This is a genomic window from Acetobacter cibinongensis (genome assembly GCF_000963925.1).
Taxonomy (GTDB): Bacteria; Pseudomonadota; Alphaproteobacteria; order Acetobacterales; family Acetobacteraceae; genus Acetobacter; species Acetobacter cibinongensis.
Genome location: NZ_BAMV01000018.1, coordinates 77,577 through 92,853, shown reverse-complemented (window position 1 = coordinate 92,853; position 15,277 = coordinate 77,577). Strand labels below are relative to the sequence as shown.

17 protein-coding genes are annotated in these 15,277 nt (G+C 53.2%); 4 read left to right on the top strand and 13 right to left on the bottom strand.

Annotated features, from left to right (window positions below; all coding sequences use genetic code 11):
* Positions 1 to 20: 20 nt before the first annotated feature.
* The 9 genes from fabF to Abci_RS11235 all read right to left on the bottom strand — a co-directional run bounded on the left by fabF (position 21) and on the right by Abci_RS11235 (position 8,157).
* Positions 21 to 1,307 (bottom strand): beta-ketoacyl-ACP synthase II, encoded by a 1,287-nt coding sequence (gene fabF, locus Abci_RS11275; protein ID WP_084597641.1) that lies wholly within the window; start codon positions 1,305 to 1,307, stop codon positions 21 to 23.
* A gap of 86 nt (positions 1,308 to 1,393) precedes the next feature.
* A complete protein-coding gene (locus tag Abci_RS11270; protein ID WP_006557907.1) occupies positions 1,394 to 1,633 on the bottom strand; it encodes an acyl carrier protein in 240 nt (79 codons plus the stop codon).
* Positions 1,634 to 1,904: 271 nt separating this feature from the next.
* The gene (fabG, locus tag Abci_RS11265; protein ID WP_048839272.1) at positions 1,905 to 2,648 is read right to left on the bottom strand and encodes a 3-oxoacyl-[acyl-carrier-protein] reductase; all 744 of its coding nucleotides are present in this window, start codon (positions 2,646 to 2,648) and stop codon (positions 1,905 to 1,907) included.
* A gap of 20 nt (positions 2,649 to 2,668) precedes the next feature.
* Positions 2,669 to 3,613, bottom strand: a complete 945-nt coding sequence (gene fabD / locus Abci_RS11260) for an ACP S-malonyltransferase (protein ID WP_048839271.1) — start codon at positions 3,611 to 3,613, stop codon at positions 2,669 to 2,671.
* 205 nt (positions 3,614 to 3,818) lie between these two features.
* The gene (locus Abci_RS11255; protein ID WP_244877666.1) at positions 3,819 to 4,310 is read right to left on the bottom strand and encodes a YdcF family protein; all 492 of its coding nucleotides are present in this window, start codon (positions 4,308 to 4,310) and stop codon (positions 3,819 to 3,821) included.
* 52 nt (positions 4,311 to 4,362) lie between these two features.
* The gene (locus tag Abci_RS11250; RefSeq protein ID WP_048839269.1) at positions 4,363 to 5,622 is read right to left on the bottom strand and encodes a class I SAM-dependent methyltransferase; all 1,260 of its coding nucleotides are present in this window, start codon (positions 5,620 to 5,622) and stop codon (positions 4,363 to 4,365) included.
* 25 nt (positions 5,623 to 5,647) lie between these two features.
* Positions 5,648 to 6,397 carry a glycine betaine ABC transporter substrate-binding protein gene (locus tag Abci_RS11245; RefSeq protein WP_048839268.1) on the bottom strand — a complete coding sequence of 250 codons (750 nt, stop codon included), beginning with the start codon at positions 6,395 to 6,397 and terminating at the stop codon, positions 5,648 to 5,650.
* Positions 6,398 to 6,602: 205 nt separating this feature from the next.
* Positions 6,603 to 6,959 carry a hypothetical protein gene (locus tag Abci_RS11240; RefSeq protein WP_048839408.1) on the bottom strand — a complete coding sequence of 119 codons (357 nt, stop codon included), beginning with the start codon at positions 6,957 to 6,959 and terminating at the stop codon, positions 6,603 to 6,605.
* A 211-nt stretch (positions 6,960 to 7,170) separates the two neighbouring features.
* Positions 7,171 to 8,157, bottom strand: a complete 987-nt coding sequence (locus Abci_RS11235; RefSeq protein ID WP_244877658.1) for a lipid A deacylase LpxR family protein — start codon at positions 8,155 to 8,157, stop codon at positions 7,171 to 7,173.
* A gap of 441 nt (positions 8,158 to 8,598) precedes the next feature.
* Between Abci_RS11235 and Abci_RS14305 the strand changes: the two genes are divergently transcribed.
* Positions 8,599 to 9,315, top strand: a complete 717-nt coding sequence (locus Abci_RS14305; protein ID WP_052944825.1) for a cold-shock protein — start codon at positions 8,599 to 8,601, stop codon at positions 9,313 to 9,315.
* 112 nt (positions 9,316 to 9,427) lie between these two features.
* Here Abci_RS14305 and smpB read toward each other — a convergent pair whose 3' ends face one another.
* From smpB to Abci_RS11210, 4 genes are read right to left on the bottom strand one after another with little or no spacing between them, the layout of a single operon-like run.
* Complete coding sequence (smpB, locus tag Abci_RS11225) at positions 9,428 to 9,925, bottom strand: SsrA-binding protein SmpB (protein WP_048839265.1); 498 nt, start codon at positions 9,923 to 9,925, stop codon at positions 9,428 to 9,430.
* Positions 9,925 to 10,815: a 4-hydroxy-tetrahydrodipicolinate synthase gene (gene dapA, locus Abci_RS11220; RefSeq protein ID WP_048839264.1), complete on the bottom strand. Its 891-nt coding sequence runs from the start codon at positions 10,813 to 10,815 to the stop codon at positions 9,925 to 9,927. Before dapA ends, smpB begins: the two co-directional genes overlap by 1 nt.
* A gap of 10 nt (positions 10,816 to 10,825) precedes the next feature.
* Complete coding sequence (locus Abci_RS11215; RefSeq protein ID WP_048839263.1) at positions 10,826 to 11,722, bottom strand: prephenate dehydratase; 897 nt, start codon at positions 11,720 to 11,722, stop codon at positions 10,826 to 10,828.
* Positions 11,719 to 12,462 carry a 3-deoxy-manno-octulosonate cytidylyltransferase gene (locus tag Abci_RS11210; protein WP_048839262.1) on the bottom strand — a complete coding sequence of 248 codons (744 nt, stop codon included), beginning with the start codon at positions 12,460 to 12,462 and terminating at the stop codon, positions 11,719 to 11,721. Before Abci_RS11210 ends, Abci_RS11215 begins: the two co-directional genes overlap by 4 nt.
* Positions 12,463 to 12,611: 149 nt before the next feature.
* On the opposite strand from Abci_RS11210, the gene Abci_RS11205 reads away from it, so the two are divergent.
* The 3 genes from Abci_RS11205 (at position 12,612) to serA (ending at position 15,268) form a co-directional block, all read left to right on the top strand.
* Positions 12,612 to 13,124, top strand: a complete 513-nt coding sequence (locus Abci_RS11205) for a c-type cytochrome (RefSeq protein WP_048839261.1) — start codon at positions 12,612 to 12,614, stop codon at positions 13,122 to 13,124.
* Positions 13,121 to 13,927, top strand: coding sequence for an inositol monophosphatase family protein (locus tag Abci_RS11200; RefSeq protein ID WP_048839260.1), 807 nt, complete (start codon positions 13,121 to 13,123; stop codon positions 13,925 to 13,927). The genes Abci_RS11205 and Abci_RS11200 overlap by 4 nt, the downstream gene beginning before the upstream one ends.
* Positions 13,928 to 14,014: 87 nt before the next feature.
* On the top strand, positions 14,015 to 15,268 hold the full coding sequence (serA, locus tag Abci_RS11195; RefSeq protein WP_048839259.1) for a phosphoglycerate dehydrogenase: 1,254 nt from the start codon (positions 14,015 to 14,017) through the stop codon (positions 15,266 to 15,268).
* Positions 15,269 to 15,277 lie beyond the last annotated feature (9 nt).

Here is a 15,277-nt window from a genome sequence, read left to right as displayed (position 1 = left end):
AGAAGGAATAAAAGATTTTATCAGATGCCGCGCACAAGAAGGCTGGCGTTTGTGCCGCCAAACCCAAAGCTGTTGGACAATGCAACATTGATTTTACGCTGTTGCGCTGTATGCGCCACGCGGTCAATCACGCTTTCACGAGATGGGTTATCAAGGTTCAATGTGGGCGGTGCCACATTGTCCCGAATGGCGAGCATGCAGAACATAGCTTCAACAGCACCGGCAGCGCCGAGCAGGTGCCCGGTAGCAGATTTTGTAGAAGACATGGCCAGTTTCTTGGCGTCATCTGCAAAGAGGCGTTCCACAGCTTCCAACTCAAGGTCATCAGCCATGGTGGATGTGCCGTGCGCGTTGACATAGTCAATATCAGCAGGCGTCAGCCCCGCACTTTTCAGTGCAGCACCCATGGCACGATAGGCACCATAATGGCCTTCTGCGGGTGCCGTGATGTGGTAGGCATCACCGGACATACCGTAGCCGACAATTTCAGCATAAATTTTGGCACCGCGGGCTTTTGCGTGTTCGTACTCTTCCAACACGACTACGCCAGCACCTTCACCCATAACAAAGCCATCACGGTCTTTGTCCCAAGGGCGGGAGGCTTTACCGGGTGTATCATTAAAGCCGGTAGAGAGCGCACGAGCTGAGCAGAAGCCGGCAATACCCAAGGGGCATACTGTTGCTTCAGCACCGCCAGCAACCATCACGTCTGCATCGCCAAACATAATCAGGCGGGCTGCGTCACCAATGGCATGCACGCCGGTAGCGCAGGCTGTCACTACGGAATGATTGGGTCCCTGAAAGCCGTATTTGATTGATACATGCCCGGAGACAAGATTGATCAGGGCTGAGGGGATAAAGAACGGCGAGAGACGCTTTGCCCGGCCTTCATGCACGGTAATGGAGGCATCATAAATGGTCTGAAGACCACCAATGCCTGAGCCGATCATGACGCCTGTTGCGCATTTGTCTTCTTCAGTTTGGGGTTTCCAACCGGAATCCTCAACTGCTTCGGTTGCGGCAACCAGCCCCATGTGAATGAAGCGGTCCATCTTGCGTTGATCTTTGACCGGCACCCACTCAGAAAGCGTGAGCTTTCCTTCAGTCTTTGGGCCTTCTGGAACCTGTCCTGCTACCTGAGCAGGCAGATCACTCGGATCAAAGTGTGTAATTCGGCCAATCCCGCTTTCACCAGCGATCAGACGTGACCATACGTTTTCGACACCGAGGCCAAGCGGCCCCACCATGCCCATACCGGTGACGACAACGCGTCTCCGGCCCGAATTTGCTCCGGCCGACTGCAACAAACCAGCCCGCTCCCCGCTCTATGAGTCTGTTTGGTCCCTCATGAACGAGGGACCCGATAAAACTAACCTACAGGCATAAAGCCTGATTAGGCAGCTTTCTGCTTTTCGATGTAGTCGATCGCGTCTTTGACGGTTGCGATTTTTTCGGCTGCATCTTCCGGAATTTCTACGTTGAAAGCTTCTTCAAAAGCCATCACGAGTTCCACGGTGTCGAGGCTGTCTGCGCCCAGATCGTCGATGAACGACGCTTCGGGTGTGACCTTGCTTTCTTCAACGCCGAGATGCTCGACGACAATTTTCTTAACCTTATCAGCGATTTCGCTCATCTGTCTCTGCTTCCTGTATGCCCGGTAAAAAGAGGGGCAAGTTATCTAGGCGCTCCATTCGCCAGCGTTCTTGGTGCAGGCATGAAATGAGCTATCAGCTCTTGTACATGCAACAAGACTGTGGGCGCATAGCACGTTTTTTTAGTCCAAGCCAACACCAGCCGCCCATGGATATGTCCTGCGCGGCCGGATTGAGGCTTGTGATGCAGTTTATCTGCCACATCTGCAAGTATTTTGCACGACCTGTTGTGCGTTATCGGACCGTAACCGGTCAGATCATAGCCATGCCGCCATTAACGTGCAGCGTTGAACCGGTTACCCACCCTGCTTCTTCCGAGCAGAGATACAGGACCGCAGCGGCAATATCTTCTGGCTTGCCAAGGCGGCCCAGAGGGATTTGGCTTTGCAGTTTTTCTTTCTGCGCATCGGGGAGCACGTCTGTCATGGGTGTGACAATAAAGCCTGGTGCAACAACGTTTACCGTCACGCCGCGTGAGCCTGCTTCCTGCGCCAGAGACTTGCTCATACCGACCATGCCAGCTTTGGCGGCTGAATAGTTAGCCTGCCCAGCATTGCCTGTAGCACCAACGACAGAGGCAATATTAACAATACGGCCAGCACGACGACGAAGCATGCCTTTGAGCGCTGCACGGCAGAGTCTGAACGGGGATGAGAGGTCAACATTCAGAACCTGATCCCAGTCCTCGTCTTTCATGCGCAGGGCAAGCATGTCGCGTGTCAGGCCGGCATTATTGACAAGAATATCAACCGGGGCACCGGCTTTTTCTTCTGCTTTTGCAATAAGAGCATCAGCTTCTGCCGGGTTGGAGAGGTTGGCGACAACGTAATCGACGCGTTCTCCGCCCAGAGCCTTTACCTGCTCCTGAAGTGCATTTTCACGCGTACCTGAGAGAACGACATGAGCGCCTTGAGCATGCAGTGTGGCGGCAATTGCCCCGCCAATACCGCCTGAAGCTCCGGTAACCAGAGCGACCTTACCATCAAGTTTGAACATAGTGATGAATCCAGATGATTTTATAGAGTTTTCAGAAAGGCTTCGATGTCTGCTGGTGTGTTGATGGAAAGCGTTGCCACTTCACCGTCAATCCGTTTGACAAGGCCGGAGAGTACTTTCCCTGCGCCAATTTCAACGAAGGTATCTACCCCCATGCCAGACATGGCCTGCACGCTTTCACGCCAGCGTACACGACCTGTGATCTGACGCGTCAGGTTTAACCGAATCGCATCAGCGTCCGTTTCTTTCTCGGCGGTTACGTTCGCAATAACGGGCACGATGGGCGCCGCAATATCCGCCTTTTCCAGCGCCTCAGCCATGATATCTTCGGCGGGACGCATCAGAGAGCAATGGAACGGTGCAGATACGGGAAGCTTAAGCGCCCGTTTGATCTTCATTTCTTTTGCAAGCGCAATGGCTTGATCAATCGCGTCCATCTTGCCGGAAATGACAATCTGACCACCGCCATTATCATTGGCTATCTCCAGCACACTTCCTTTGCCTGCCGTGGCACAGATTTCTTCAACCTGAGCAAGGGTGCCACCAATTATGGCGGCCATGCCACCTTCGCCAGCTGGAACGGCTTTCTGCATAGCCTGCCCGCGTAAGCGTAGCAGTCGCGCTGCTTCTGTAATGCCGAAGGAGCGACCAGCAGCGAGGGCTGCGTATTCACCCAGGGAGTGGCCGGCAAGCAGTGTTGCCTTTGCGCCCAGATCAAGGCCTCCATCCGTTTCAAGTACACGCAGTACTGCCATGGAAACGGCCATCAGGGCTGGCTGAGCGTTTTCTGTGCTGGTTAATGTATCAAGTGGTCCTTCAAAAATGATTTTTGAAAGATGCTCGCCAAGGGCGTCGTCAACTTCTTGAAACACAGCACGGGCTGCCGGGAATGCCTGAGCGAGGTCTGCTCCCATACCAACGGACTGACTGCCTTGTCCGGGGAAAACAAAAGCGTAAACTGCCATTTTACCTACTGTTTCTAAAAGTTTTAGCACGAGGTTGCGCCCGCACTATCAAAAACTGCTGGAGTTAAGGTGTTAAGCAGACACATGCCTAGTGAGAGCTGTCAGAGTGTCTAAAGCCCTTGGCGAGTACATGCGTCACAGTGTTCACCCGCATAAGAGCGGGGTAAATTCCAGCAAGGAGGCGCAAAAGATACGCTGCCCTGCTCTAGCGCACAATACGCCAGATAAGCACGAGCAGCCCATCCCATAGGCTGGCGATGGCTTCGTGACCTACAATAAGCATGTTGCGGAAAATGTTCCGTGAAGGAAATATGGAAAAAGGATAGGGAATTTTTTCAGGCACCCACCCTGCAAGGCGTAACAGCAAGGCACAACGCGGAATATGGTAAGTGCTGGTGCAAAAATGAATGGGCGAGCTCTTGTCGTGCCCGATCTGCCGCAGGACAACGGAGCAAGCTTTAATAGATGCGGCTGTATCTGACGCAGTAGGTTCCAGAAGGATGTTTTTGCTCTCTACTCCTGCCTGAAGGAGGAGGTCGGCCATGACAGAGGCTTCTGTCTGGCCGTTTTTTGGCACCCCACCCGTAACAAGATAGAGGGGCCGAGCCGCGTTCTGGCCGAAAGATACCGCAGCGCTCACCCGATTGCATAACGAAGGGCTGGGTGTCCCATCCGGTCTAAGTGCCGCACCAAAAATAAGAATAATGCTGGAGTTTTCCGTCTGATGCTGAATAGCTCCCTCTCCTTATTTACGCTGGAGATTGCAGGAGGACGCGGTTCAGTTGTTCCAGGGTAGAAAAAGTTTCTTTCCAGATGCCCCAGAATTTATCCTTGGGAACGCCTCTGCTGCTCAGAATATCAGCCAGTTCTCCTACCGTACGACTCCCATCTATAAGCGGCAAAAGGCCACGGGCTTGCGCTGGCAACGGAATGGGCACAACCAAAGTGCCAAAAGAAAACGGCAGTGTGTGGTTTGGCAGCATTTGTTTGGCTAATTCTATACCCGGTATCTCGCGCATTACGGGAATTGCGGCTTCGTCCATGAAGTCTGGTGGCGTTTGCTCCTCACCTTTTTTCACAACGTAAGCGACATGCGTGGCCATATTTCCCGTTAAGGACTCTGCAATTGCTGCTTTTTCCTTCCAGTCCAATACATCCAGTCGTGCGCGGAGTTTGGGATCAGGAAGAAAAAGCGATGGATTGTAGCGTGCTGGTTCCATCAGGCACGAAGCCTCCAGCCCCGCAGCATCCAGCAGTTCCAAAAAATCTGGCACGGTGTAGGCACGATCTCTTGGGTTTAGGAGCAGATCGTAAAGGCCCGCATCCCCGCCACTCAAATGGTCACCAAAATTACCATTCATGCGGAGCCAGGCCGTGGCTGGCAGTGTACGCATGACACGTTTGGCAATATCCAGCCGGGATGTTGGAGAGTCCTGCAGTGGTGCTAGATGCTGAAGGGCCTCCTGCACCATGTAAACACCTGTTCGTCCGTATGGGGCGTAGACCATGAGCCCCATACCCCCACCCGGTGCAAGATGGTTTACAAGATCACGCAATGTTGCCAGCGGATCTGGCAAGTGGTGCAGCACACCGCAGCAGTCAATATAGTCAAATGAGCCAAGGTTAAGAGCTGTCAGATTATTCAGTGAGCCTTCAACATACTGAATATTTGTCAGATTACGCACGGCTGCCCGCTCTTTCACAATGGAAAGCGCTTTTGAAGAGCGATCAAGGCAGATAACCTCGCCGACGCGTTCTGATCGGGCCATATGCGTGGCCAGCATGATGGCACCATCACCTGTACCGCATCCAGCAACAAGCACCCGTAAAGGCAGATGTCTTGGCCGCTTGGCTTTGAACACCCAGTAATCGATTTCGCGCAAATGGCTTGGGCTGCCTATCAGCAGCCGTTTGCTTTCGTCCTGAGGTGTGCGTTCAGGGTACGGGAAAGTTTCGTACTGGGCGGCAAGGCCAGCATCGTGCCGGTCAAGCTCAGATGATGGAGACATGCTGCAAGCCTTCCTCAGATACGTGTCAGCGAGGGAGCAGCTTGCCGCGCTGCCAGGACTCTGCGGCATCATCTGCGCTTAATCCTTCTGCCCGCATGGCGTAGTCCATAGCACTGATCACTTTGGTGCTGAGCATGAGTTCATCCAGCTCATCATACAAGTCCCGATCCATCTCGTCCGCTAGACCGGGCCGGAGGAGGATGTGTGCAGTCATTTCCAGCCCTAGTGTTTCCTTCGGATCTTGCAGGATGCGGAACCCTCCCTGATGAAAAAGGTAGCAAGGCTGTGCCAACACGGTCAGAACGAGCTGCTCTTTTGCAAGTGATGCGCTAAAAGTAGCTAAAGCTTCCTCGTCAGGAAGGGCGCGCAGAGTAAAACCTGCTTCTTGCAGAGCGTAAGCTGAAAACATTGCTTCTGCGTGGTGCAGCAGAGTTTCCGGCACGATAACGTCACGTGATAGTTCTGAGCCTGCTTGCGCCAGATTGGACAGAGATGTCAGGGTAGCGTTGTGTTCCTGAGAAAGACAGCAGCTTACACTGGGGTTAAACAGAACGCCCAATGACGTCACCCCGGGTGTAAGAAACGCTGCATCTTCCGGAAGCCAGGCAGAAACGTAAAGATCAACCTCTCCGGCGCTAAGCATGTCACGTAGGGCGCCTTTGGGACCAATCGTAATTTCTGGCTCAACGTCATTTGCTTCAAGAACGCGTATAATTGCCGCAGCGGTTGCCTCGTGAATGGTTGTGTCTGGATGGGCAATTGTGAGTGTCGTCATCTTTTCTTCCTAACCGGCAAGGCTGCGCAATATGAGCCCTTGCAGCAGGAGATAGACGAAGATGCAATCCCAGAAATGCATAATAGCTGCGTAGACGCGGCAGCTATTATGGGAAAACACAGCCTGCCTGGAAGAGCATTTAGGCTATGAAGCAGTGCTATAAGGCTGCGTGGGCCTAGTGTGGGCTGTTATATAAAGTAATCCGTTAGGCGGCTACAATTTTGCCGGGAAGTGGCAGCACGGGACGCACCATGTTCAGGGCATCGGCAAAAGAAGCAAAAAGCCCGAGCTGATTTTCGCGGATGGCATCCATAACGACCCATTTATTACCACGGGAATAAATTTTGTATGCGGGGTCTGCCGTTTCCCGCACCCAGATCACAACATATTCAGAAGACAGGCCAGACTGGCGCTCTGGAGCTGAAAAAACGTCTGCGTCGCACACTCCCATGGGGTGCCCGGCTTCAACCCAGCGAGACAGATATTCCCGGTGGCGAGACAGCAGTTCCATCTGGAACGGAATGATCTTGCAGGTCGGCAGTGCTTCGTTCAGGTGGGGCATCGGGTCTTCCATTCCCTTCAGACATCAGAGGGGCTCTCTGGTGCTGACTGTAAAATGGTCATTTCCCGTATGCCAAGACGCAATGTTCAATTTAAGCCTCAGAAAGAGGCACAAACTTTACCAAGTTGCTAAAAAAACACAAAAACAGGCCATGTGGCAAAAATATAAGCCTGTTTTTTGTGCAACTGAACAAATTTTAGCAGGATTAAAGTTAGAACTTTGCTGAAACCATGAGCGAACCGTAATTGAAGAGGCCGGACTTCGCGCCTTTGAATTGCTGAGTCTGCCAAACCTGACTGTAGGAAACGCGTAGCCCGTAGAACATGATGGCAAGGCCCGCATGGATTTCGCCTACATCCCACCGCTTATCAACGTGCAGGGAGTTGGTGCGCATTGTGTTGCCTTGCAGGGAGGCATCATAGCCAACGGCCTGGCCAGTCACGCCACCAAACAGATACCAGGCGAACGGACGGGTCGCTTTATAAGCGTCCGTGCCATCCGTACCTGCTGCGTTAATGGTGGGGGTGCCGAAGTCACTGTTCAGCCCCTGCCCTATGCGGATCATGTCCCCGATGCGGCCATAGATCTGGTAGTCACCGGCGGCGGCTGCCACAGATGGCAGCATGTCCATTTCAATGCCAGCGACGTTGACCAGTGGGAGGCGCCATGTGCGGCCACCCTGAACCTGAAAGATGGGTTGGTTCTGCAACTGGTGGCCCCAGCCCAGATTCTTTGTATCCCCAATAGCGCCGTGGAAGCCGTTTTGGAGTTGGCGGCCCAGTGCTGCTGGCCCCATAACACCAACCTGAATACCCAGAACGCTGCGTGACAGGTCTGTATCGTTAATCAGGTTGATCGTGCCAAGCAGAACGCCAGCATACGGGCGGTCACGCAAAAGGCTCGATTTCTGCGGGCCAGGCCCCCACGGGCTGGCTGACTGTGTATCCCTCGGCGTGAAAATCATCTGCTGCAAGCCCATGCTTATGCGCTGCACGCCTTCGCCCCAGATGGCTTTATTAATGGCCGCGATGGGCGTTGGCAGCGTATCTGTCCCGGATGTCCAGTTCAGGCGCAAGCCGCTGGTATAATATTGGTCTGACGTGCTCTTGAGGGTTGAAACCGCATCGTTTTCGCCCTGAAGTGTCCAGGTCCCTTGCTTGTCTTGCAGAGGAGTTGCGTGCGCAGTTGAAAGCGCCATACATAATCCTCCCGTTACGAGAAGAGCTTTGGCAGTCTTGTGCCGAACGCGTGGTGAGTTAACGACAGCAGACATATTTATCCTCTCATTCTGCAACGGGCAGGTTTGAGCTCTTCTTTACTGGAACAGGGCCTGACAAGAAAGCCTCATTTGGCGCAGGCTCTCTAGGTGCTGAGCGAATACCAGCCTGACGTATTTATACGTTTATCACAAAATAGTTATTGAGATGAAAAAAGATGAAAAGCGGTCAGGTTTCGTGCTTTTCTATAGCGACACTACACCCGGTGTGCTACTGAAAACACATGGGCGTGGTTGCAGCTCTAGAGGAGGTGGCAGGATTTTGTTTCAAAGTGAGCAAAAAAACCTGTTAGCTTCGCAATCTGCCCATTTTTTAATATCTGGAGAAGGCATAACCTTCTCCATGCTTCAGGATCAAGACCGTTGAGAAGTAACAGGACCGACCGCAGCTCTCGTTCTCCGCGCCGCGGCGGATTTGACGACGATTTTATGTCAACGCCCTCTTATGGCGAACGTCCCTCTTTTGGTGACCGTGGCGGTTTTGCACCGCGTAGACCTGCTGGTGGTGCTCCCGCTGGTGGGCCGCAGGTTATTGCTTCCGGTCCGGAAATCGGGGCGACAGTCAAATGGTTCAACGGTGAAAAAGGCTACGGCTTTGTTGAACTCGCTGATGGGTCTGGTGACGTATTCCTGCATGCCAACGCTCTCTCCCAGATCGGTCAGGATGGCGTAAGCCCCGGCGCGACACTGGTTGTGCGCATTGGCCAGGGCCCAAAAGGCCGTCAGGTTGCAGAAGTCATCTCCGTAGACGAAAGCACTGCTCAGCCAGAACGTCCTCGTTCTTCTGGCGGGTTTAATTCTGCTCCACGTGGTGGTGCTGGTGGCTTTGGTGGCGGTCGCGCTCCTCGCCCTGCTCCTGACATGTCTGGCGCTGAAGAAATTCGCGGTACTGTCAAATGGTACAATGCAACCAAAGGCTTTGGTTTCATTACGCCAGATGGTGGCGGCAAGGACATTTTCGTTCACGCATCAGCTCTGGAACGTTCCGGTCTGTCCAGCCTCAACGAAGGTCAGTCAACCAACGTGAAAGTTGTTCAGGGCCAGAAAGGTCCAGAAGCAGCTCAGGTTGACCCTGCCTGATTAAGTTATTGCTACGGCAGTAACGAAAAGCCCCGCCTTATAAAGGCGGGGCTTTTTTTTTATGCACTTTCTTGGAAAAATAAAAAAACAATAGCGGCTAGGCTTGTAATTCTTAGTAGTCGCCGCGCCCCTTATCTCGCATAAGGCGGGCTTTGTCCCTTTGCCAGTCTCGTTCGGCAATGGCGTGCCGTTTATCAACGTTTCTCTTGCCTTCGCCCAGACCTAACGTAATTTTGGCAACGCCCCGAGGGTTAAAGTGAATATCCAGCGGCACAAGGGTTGCGCCTTCTTTAGCAATGGCACCCAGATATTTTTCTATCTGTTTGCGATGCATGAGAAGTTTACGGGGTGCGCGGGAGTCAAAGCGAGACAGAACACCTCCCTGATATTCAGGAATGTAGCTGTTAAAAAGCCACAGCTCTCCATCTCGTTCGCCAGCATAGGCCTCTGTAATCATGGCACGGCCAAGACGCAGGCTTTTTACTTCAGCGCCTTTGAGGACAATCCCGGCTTCAACCGTTTCTTTGATGCTGTAATTAAACCGGCCCTTACGATTTTGTGCAGCAATACCATGAGAAATCATGGTTGTTTTGCGTGGTTTTTGGGCCATTAATTTAACAATCCAGTATCAACAAGTGCCTGACGTACCTTTGCGCGAGAGACATCAGACAAGGGAGCAAGTGGAAGGCGTGTGGTCTCCCCTGCCAAGCCTAACAAGCTTGCAGCATATTTGACTGGCGCAGGGTTGCTCTCGCAAAAAAGCGCGTCATGCAAGGGTAACAGTCGGTCCTGTAGTGCAATGGCTTCAGAGGCTTGGCCTCTTTGCCACGCGGTTTGTACCGCCGCACACAGAGCAGGTGCAACATTAGCAGTCACACTAATGCAACCATCACCACCAGCGGCCAGAAAGGCAACAGCTGTACCATCCTCGCCTGAAAGCTGGTTGAAGTGTTTGCTGACTGCTCGCCGTACCTGAAGAGGGCGTAAAAGGTTTGCTGTGGCATCTTTTACGCCAATAATATTGCCATGTTTGGCCAAGCGCGCCGTGGTATCCACACTAATGTCGACTACGGAACGCCCTGGAATATTATAAAGAATAACGGGAATAGTAATGGCATCCGCAATAGCCATGAAGTGCCGATACAGGCCTTCCTGCGTTGGCTTGTTGTAGTAAGGCGTGACAACAAGAACTGCGGATGCACCAGCTTTTTCCGCATGTTTGGCAAGGTCGATGGCTTCTGATGTGCTGTTTGAGCCCGCACCGGCTATCACTGGCACACGGCCAGCAGACACTTTGATGGCCCGTTCAACGACAGCATGGTGCTCAGTGTGGGACAGAGTCGGACTTTCCCCCGTGGTGCCCATGGCGCAGAGCGCGGATGTCCCTTCCTCTATTTGCCAGCCTACCAGCTTTTCAAAAGACTCAAAATCCAGACTGCCGTCATGGTTCATGGGGGTAATGAGGGCCGTGATGGATCCGGTAAAACGTGTATCAGACATGAGCTGTCGTCTATCCTGCAAGGGCATCTGTAGGGGCTGAAGGAAGAGCTTCAGCGCATGAGCCGGTCATTTGCCGCCTGAAGGGCGACTGTTTGTAAACACCAAGAATAGTGGCGTCTTCGGAAAAAAATTCAAGTTCCGCAAGCGCCTTGCCAAGTTGCGTATTTTCTGGGTGGCCTTCAACATCCATAAGAAAGCGGGTGGCAGCAAAACCACCGCCCGTCATATAGCTTTCAAGGCGTGTCATGTTAACGCCGTTTGTCGCAAAGCCGCCAAGCACTTTGTAGAGTGCACCAGGACTGTTTTTGACGCTGAAAATAACCGTTGTCATGACATCGGGTGTATCACGCTCAGGACGTTCAGCCGTTTGCGATGCGATATAGAAGCGCGTTGTATTATGTTTTGCGTCTTCCACATTCCGTTTGAGTATGGTCAGGCCGTTTAATTCTGCAGCAAGTTCGGAGGCAACGGCTGCCTCTTCATGGCTTTTCCAGAGCGCCACCAACTCGGCTGCTCCTGCTGTATCGAACTCAACGACCGGCGCAAAATTGTAGGTAGCCAACAACGTGCTGATTTGCCCCATGGCAACGGGGTGGGTATGAACCCGCTTGATCTGCTCTATGCGCGTGCCGGGAATGGCAAGAAGGCAATGCTCAACCCGCTGGAAATGCTCACCAACAATATGCAAACCTGCATTTGGTAAAAGTGTATGAATATCCGGCACTCGGCCTGCCAAACTATTTTCGCAGGCCAGCATGGCTTGGTCCGCCTTGCCTTGATGAACAGCCTCTATGGCTCCGGCAAAAGTTTTGCACGGCAATGTCTGCCAGCCGGGTCGAGCCGTTCTGCAAGCAAGGTCAGAATACGCCCCCGGCATTCCCTGAAAGGCTATGATTTTCTGGCTCATAACGATGCCCTCCCTACTGCCTGACGCGCACGTTCTAGATCTTCAGGTGTATCCACACCGAAGGGCGCAGTTTTAATATGGGCGCAGCCAATACGCAGGCCTGCTTCAAGAGCGCGTAACTGCTCAAGTTTTTCGCGTTGCTCAAGCCCGGATTCGGGAAGACTGACGAACTTTCGGAGCGCGTCCCGTCTCCAGCCATAGATTCCGACATGATGCCATGTGAGGCCCTCCCCCCACGGGATGACGGATCTTGAAAAATAAAGGGCCGGGGTAGTCGGAGCGTTTCCGTAAAAATGACACGCGACCTTTACTACAGAAGCCGCGTGCTTTTCCGCGTCCGTTGTGACGGGCGCAACAAGGGTGCCAATGTCGAAGGATGTGTCTTCCATCGTCTGCATAAGTGTATGCAGATAGTCTGGGGGGAATGTTGGAAGGTCTCCTTGCAGGTTAATCAGCACATCATGCTTTTCTGTCGGGTCAAGATGGTGCGCTGCCTGCCAAACCCTGTCTGAACCGGACGCCAGATTAGGGTCGGTCAAGACAGCTTCTCCCCCGGCGTTTTTGACAACGTCGCAAATTTCCTGATCAGCAGCGGCGACAACTACCCTGCCTATCTGCGCAGCCTGTGCGGCATGAAGCACATGCACAATCATGGGCTTGCCTGCGATGTCAGCAAGAGGTTTGCCTGGCAGGCGGGTAGAGGCCAGTCTGGCGGGGATAATGACTAAAGGGGCAGTCATCGACTTGCTCGGCAATCAGGCACGGAATATAGCCTTGGAAACGCAGTGGATACAAAAACCGATGTGCGGTGGTCGTTTGCTTCAGGGGAAGCGGCGTGCAGTCTAGGAAAGCTGTAACTTAAACGCAACAGGGGGAACAGGCTGGTAGTATGAATAGCGTGTTTCTCAATAAAGCGGCTTTGGCAATTGTCATGAGCGTAGGTGTTGCGTGGTTCAGTCATGTCGTGAGTGACGTTGTGGTGCCACATACTGCGCCTGCAAAACCGGCTTTTTCGTTGCCCGGTTTGGAGAATGTATCAATACAGCCTTATCTCGCTCAAGCGAGTGTGAGCCGTGGTGCTGAACTGGCACGGCAAATTTGTGCCAGTTGCCATGCTTTCAAACGGGGTGCGTCAAACGGGGTTGGCCCAAATCTGTCTGGTGTTGTGGGCCGTCCTATCGCCTCAGTCACCTCCTATTCTTATTCGGCCTCTCTTCGTTCTTTGCAGAACCATTCTTGGACAGATCAAAATTTATCTGACTGGCTGACGGCACCGGCACATTTCGCACCGGGTACACGCATGTCCCTCATGGGCATACCCGTTGTGACGCAGAGAGCAGATATTATAGCGTATCTTCACACGCTTACCGCACCCTTACCCGCAGGAAAAAACTCCCAATGAATCAAGAAGACCTGAACCTGTGTCTGAGCGTTGCAACCATGATGGCGGACGCTGCACGTTGCGTCATCAGGCCTTGGTTCAGGGCTCCTTTGGCCGTGGTGGATAAAGAGGACCAAAGCCCCGTAACCTTGGCGGACCGAACAGCAGAGCGTGTTATGCGGGCTATTCTGGCGGAGCGTTTGCCCGAACATGGTATTTTTGGAGAAGAGTTTGGCATCCAGAACGAACAGTCCCGCTATCGCTGGCTCCTGGACCCGGTAGACGGAACCCGTGCCTTTGTAACGGGTCGTCCAACGTTCGGGACGCTGATTGCGTTGCTTGAAGACGGTGTTCCTGTCCTTGGGATTATTGATCAGGCCGTGACTCAGGAAAGATGGGTTGGTGTGGCCGGTCGTTTGACAAGCCTTACGTCTCCTCTGAGTGGAGAGGCAAAAACGCGGGCCTGCCCGGCCTTGGCTCAGGCAGAGCTCTCCTGCACTTCTCCCGAAATGCTTGAAATGGCTCCTCATGACGGTTGGAAGGCGCTCAAAAAGCATACCAAACGTATGACGTGGGGTGGAGACTGTTATGCGTATGGTCTGCTCGCGGCAGGCCAGATAGATATTATCGCCGAATGCGACATGAACCCATGGGACTGGGCTGCTCTTGTGCCTATCATTGAAGGCGCAGGGGGCAGAATAACGGCATGGGATGGCAGTCCCTTACGCGCAGACGGAGACCGTACAGTGCTTGCTGTGGGCGATGCCGCGCTACATGCTGAAGCCGTTGCAACCTTGCAATCCGGCAAGGCTCAGGCCCTCTAAAACCGAGATTATTGTGTGCAAGATCTAGGAATTTTCTGTTTTTTGCGATAGGCCTGCGCTTCGGCACAACAGGTATGGTCATCCGATATGAGCACGCAACTGTCTCTCCCCAAGGACAAGATCCGCATTCTGCTGCTGGAGGGCATTCACGACAGTGCCGTCGCACTGCTCAAAGCCAGCGGTTACGAAAACGTAGTTCGCCACAGGGGAGCGCTGGAAGGCGATGCCCTCAAAAAGGCGCTTGAAGGTGTTCATATCGTTGGTATCCGGTCTCGCACCCAATTGACCAAAGAGGTTATTGAGGCAGCAGACCGCTTGGTTGCTATTGGCTGCTTCTGCATTGGTACAAACCAGGTAGACCTTGAAGCCGCCCGCATGAACGGCATTCCGGTATTCAACGCACCTTACAGCAACACGCGGTCTGTCGCTGAGCTTGTGATGGGCGAAATTGTGATGCTGATGCGTCGTATTTTCCCACGTTCCGTTGCATGCCACGCTGGGGAGTGGAACAAGTCTGCAACCAACAGTTGGGAAGTACGCGGTAAGACGCTGGGGATTGTGGGTTACGGCTCAATTGGCTCCCAGCTTTCTGTGTTGGCAGAAGCGTTTGGGATGCGTGTGGTGTATTTTGACGTGGTCGATAAGCTGGGCCACGGAAATGCCGGGTCAATTGATACGCTCGAAGAACTGCTGGCCGAGAGTGATGTTGTCAGCTTGCATGTGCCGCAGCTCCCAACCACCGAAAACTTGATGGGTCCTGCGCAGATCAGGGCAATGAAAAAGGGCTCCTTCCTGATCAATAACGCCCGTGGCAACGTGGTGGATCTGGATGCGCTGGCTGAAGCCCTGAAGGACGGCCACCTTCTTGGCGCTGCTATTGACGTGTTCCCCAAGGAACCAAAAGGTGCGGGAGACAAGCTTGAAACGCCTCTGAAGGGTTTGGACAATGTTATCCTGACCCCCCATATCGGTGGTTCCACAGCGGAAGCTCAGGAACGTATTGGTGTTGAGGTAGCACGGAAACTGGTGGAATATTCAGATGTTGGTTCAACATTTGGGTCTGTCAATTTCCCAGGTGTGCAGCTTCCGCAAAGCCCGCGTGGTACACGTTTCATGCATGTGCATCATAACGTGCCAGGCATGATGATGCGGCTGAACGAGATTTTCCTTCAGGAAACCTGCAACGTGACCGCGCAGTTTCTCCAGACTGATGGTGAAATTGGGTACGTGGTTGTGGAAGCAGATACAGGCCACAGCGTTGAGGCTGATGACCGTATCCTTGCAGCCCTGCGTAATCTGGAAGGGACTGTTCGTGCCCGCCTGATTTATAAGGGTAAATAAGACGGGTTG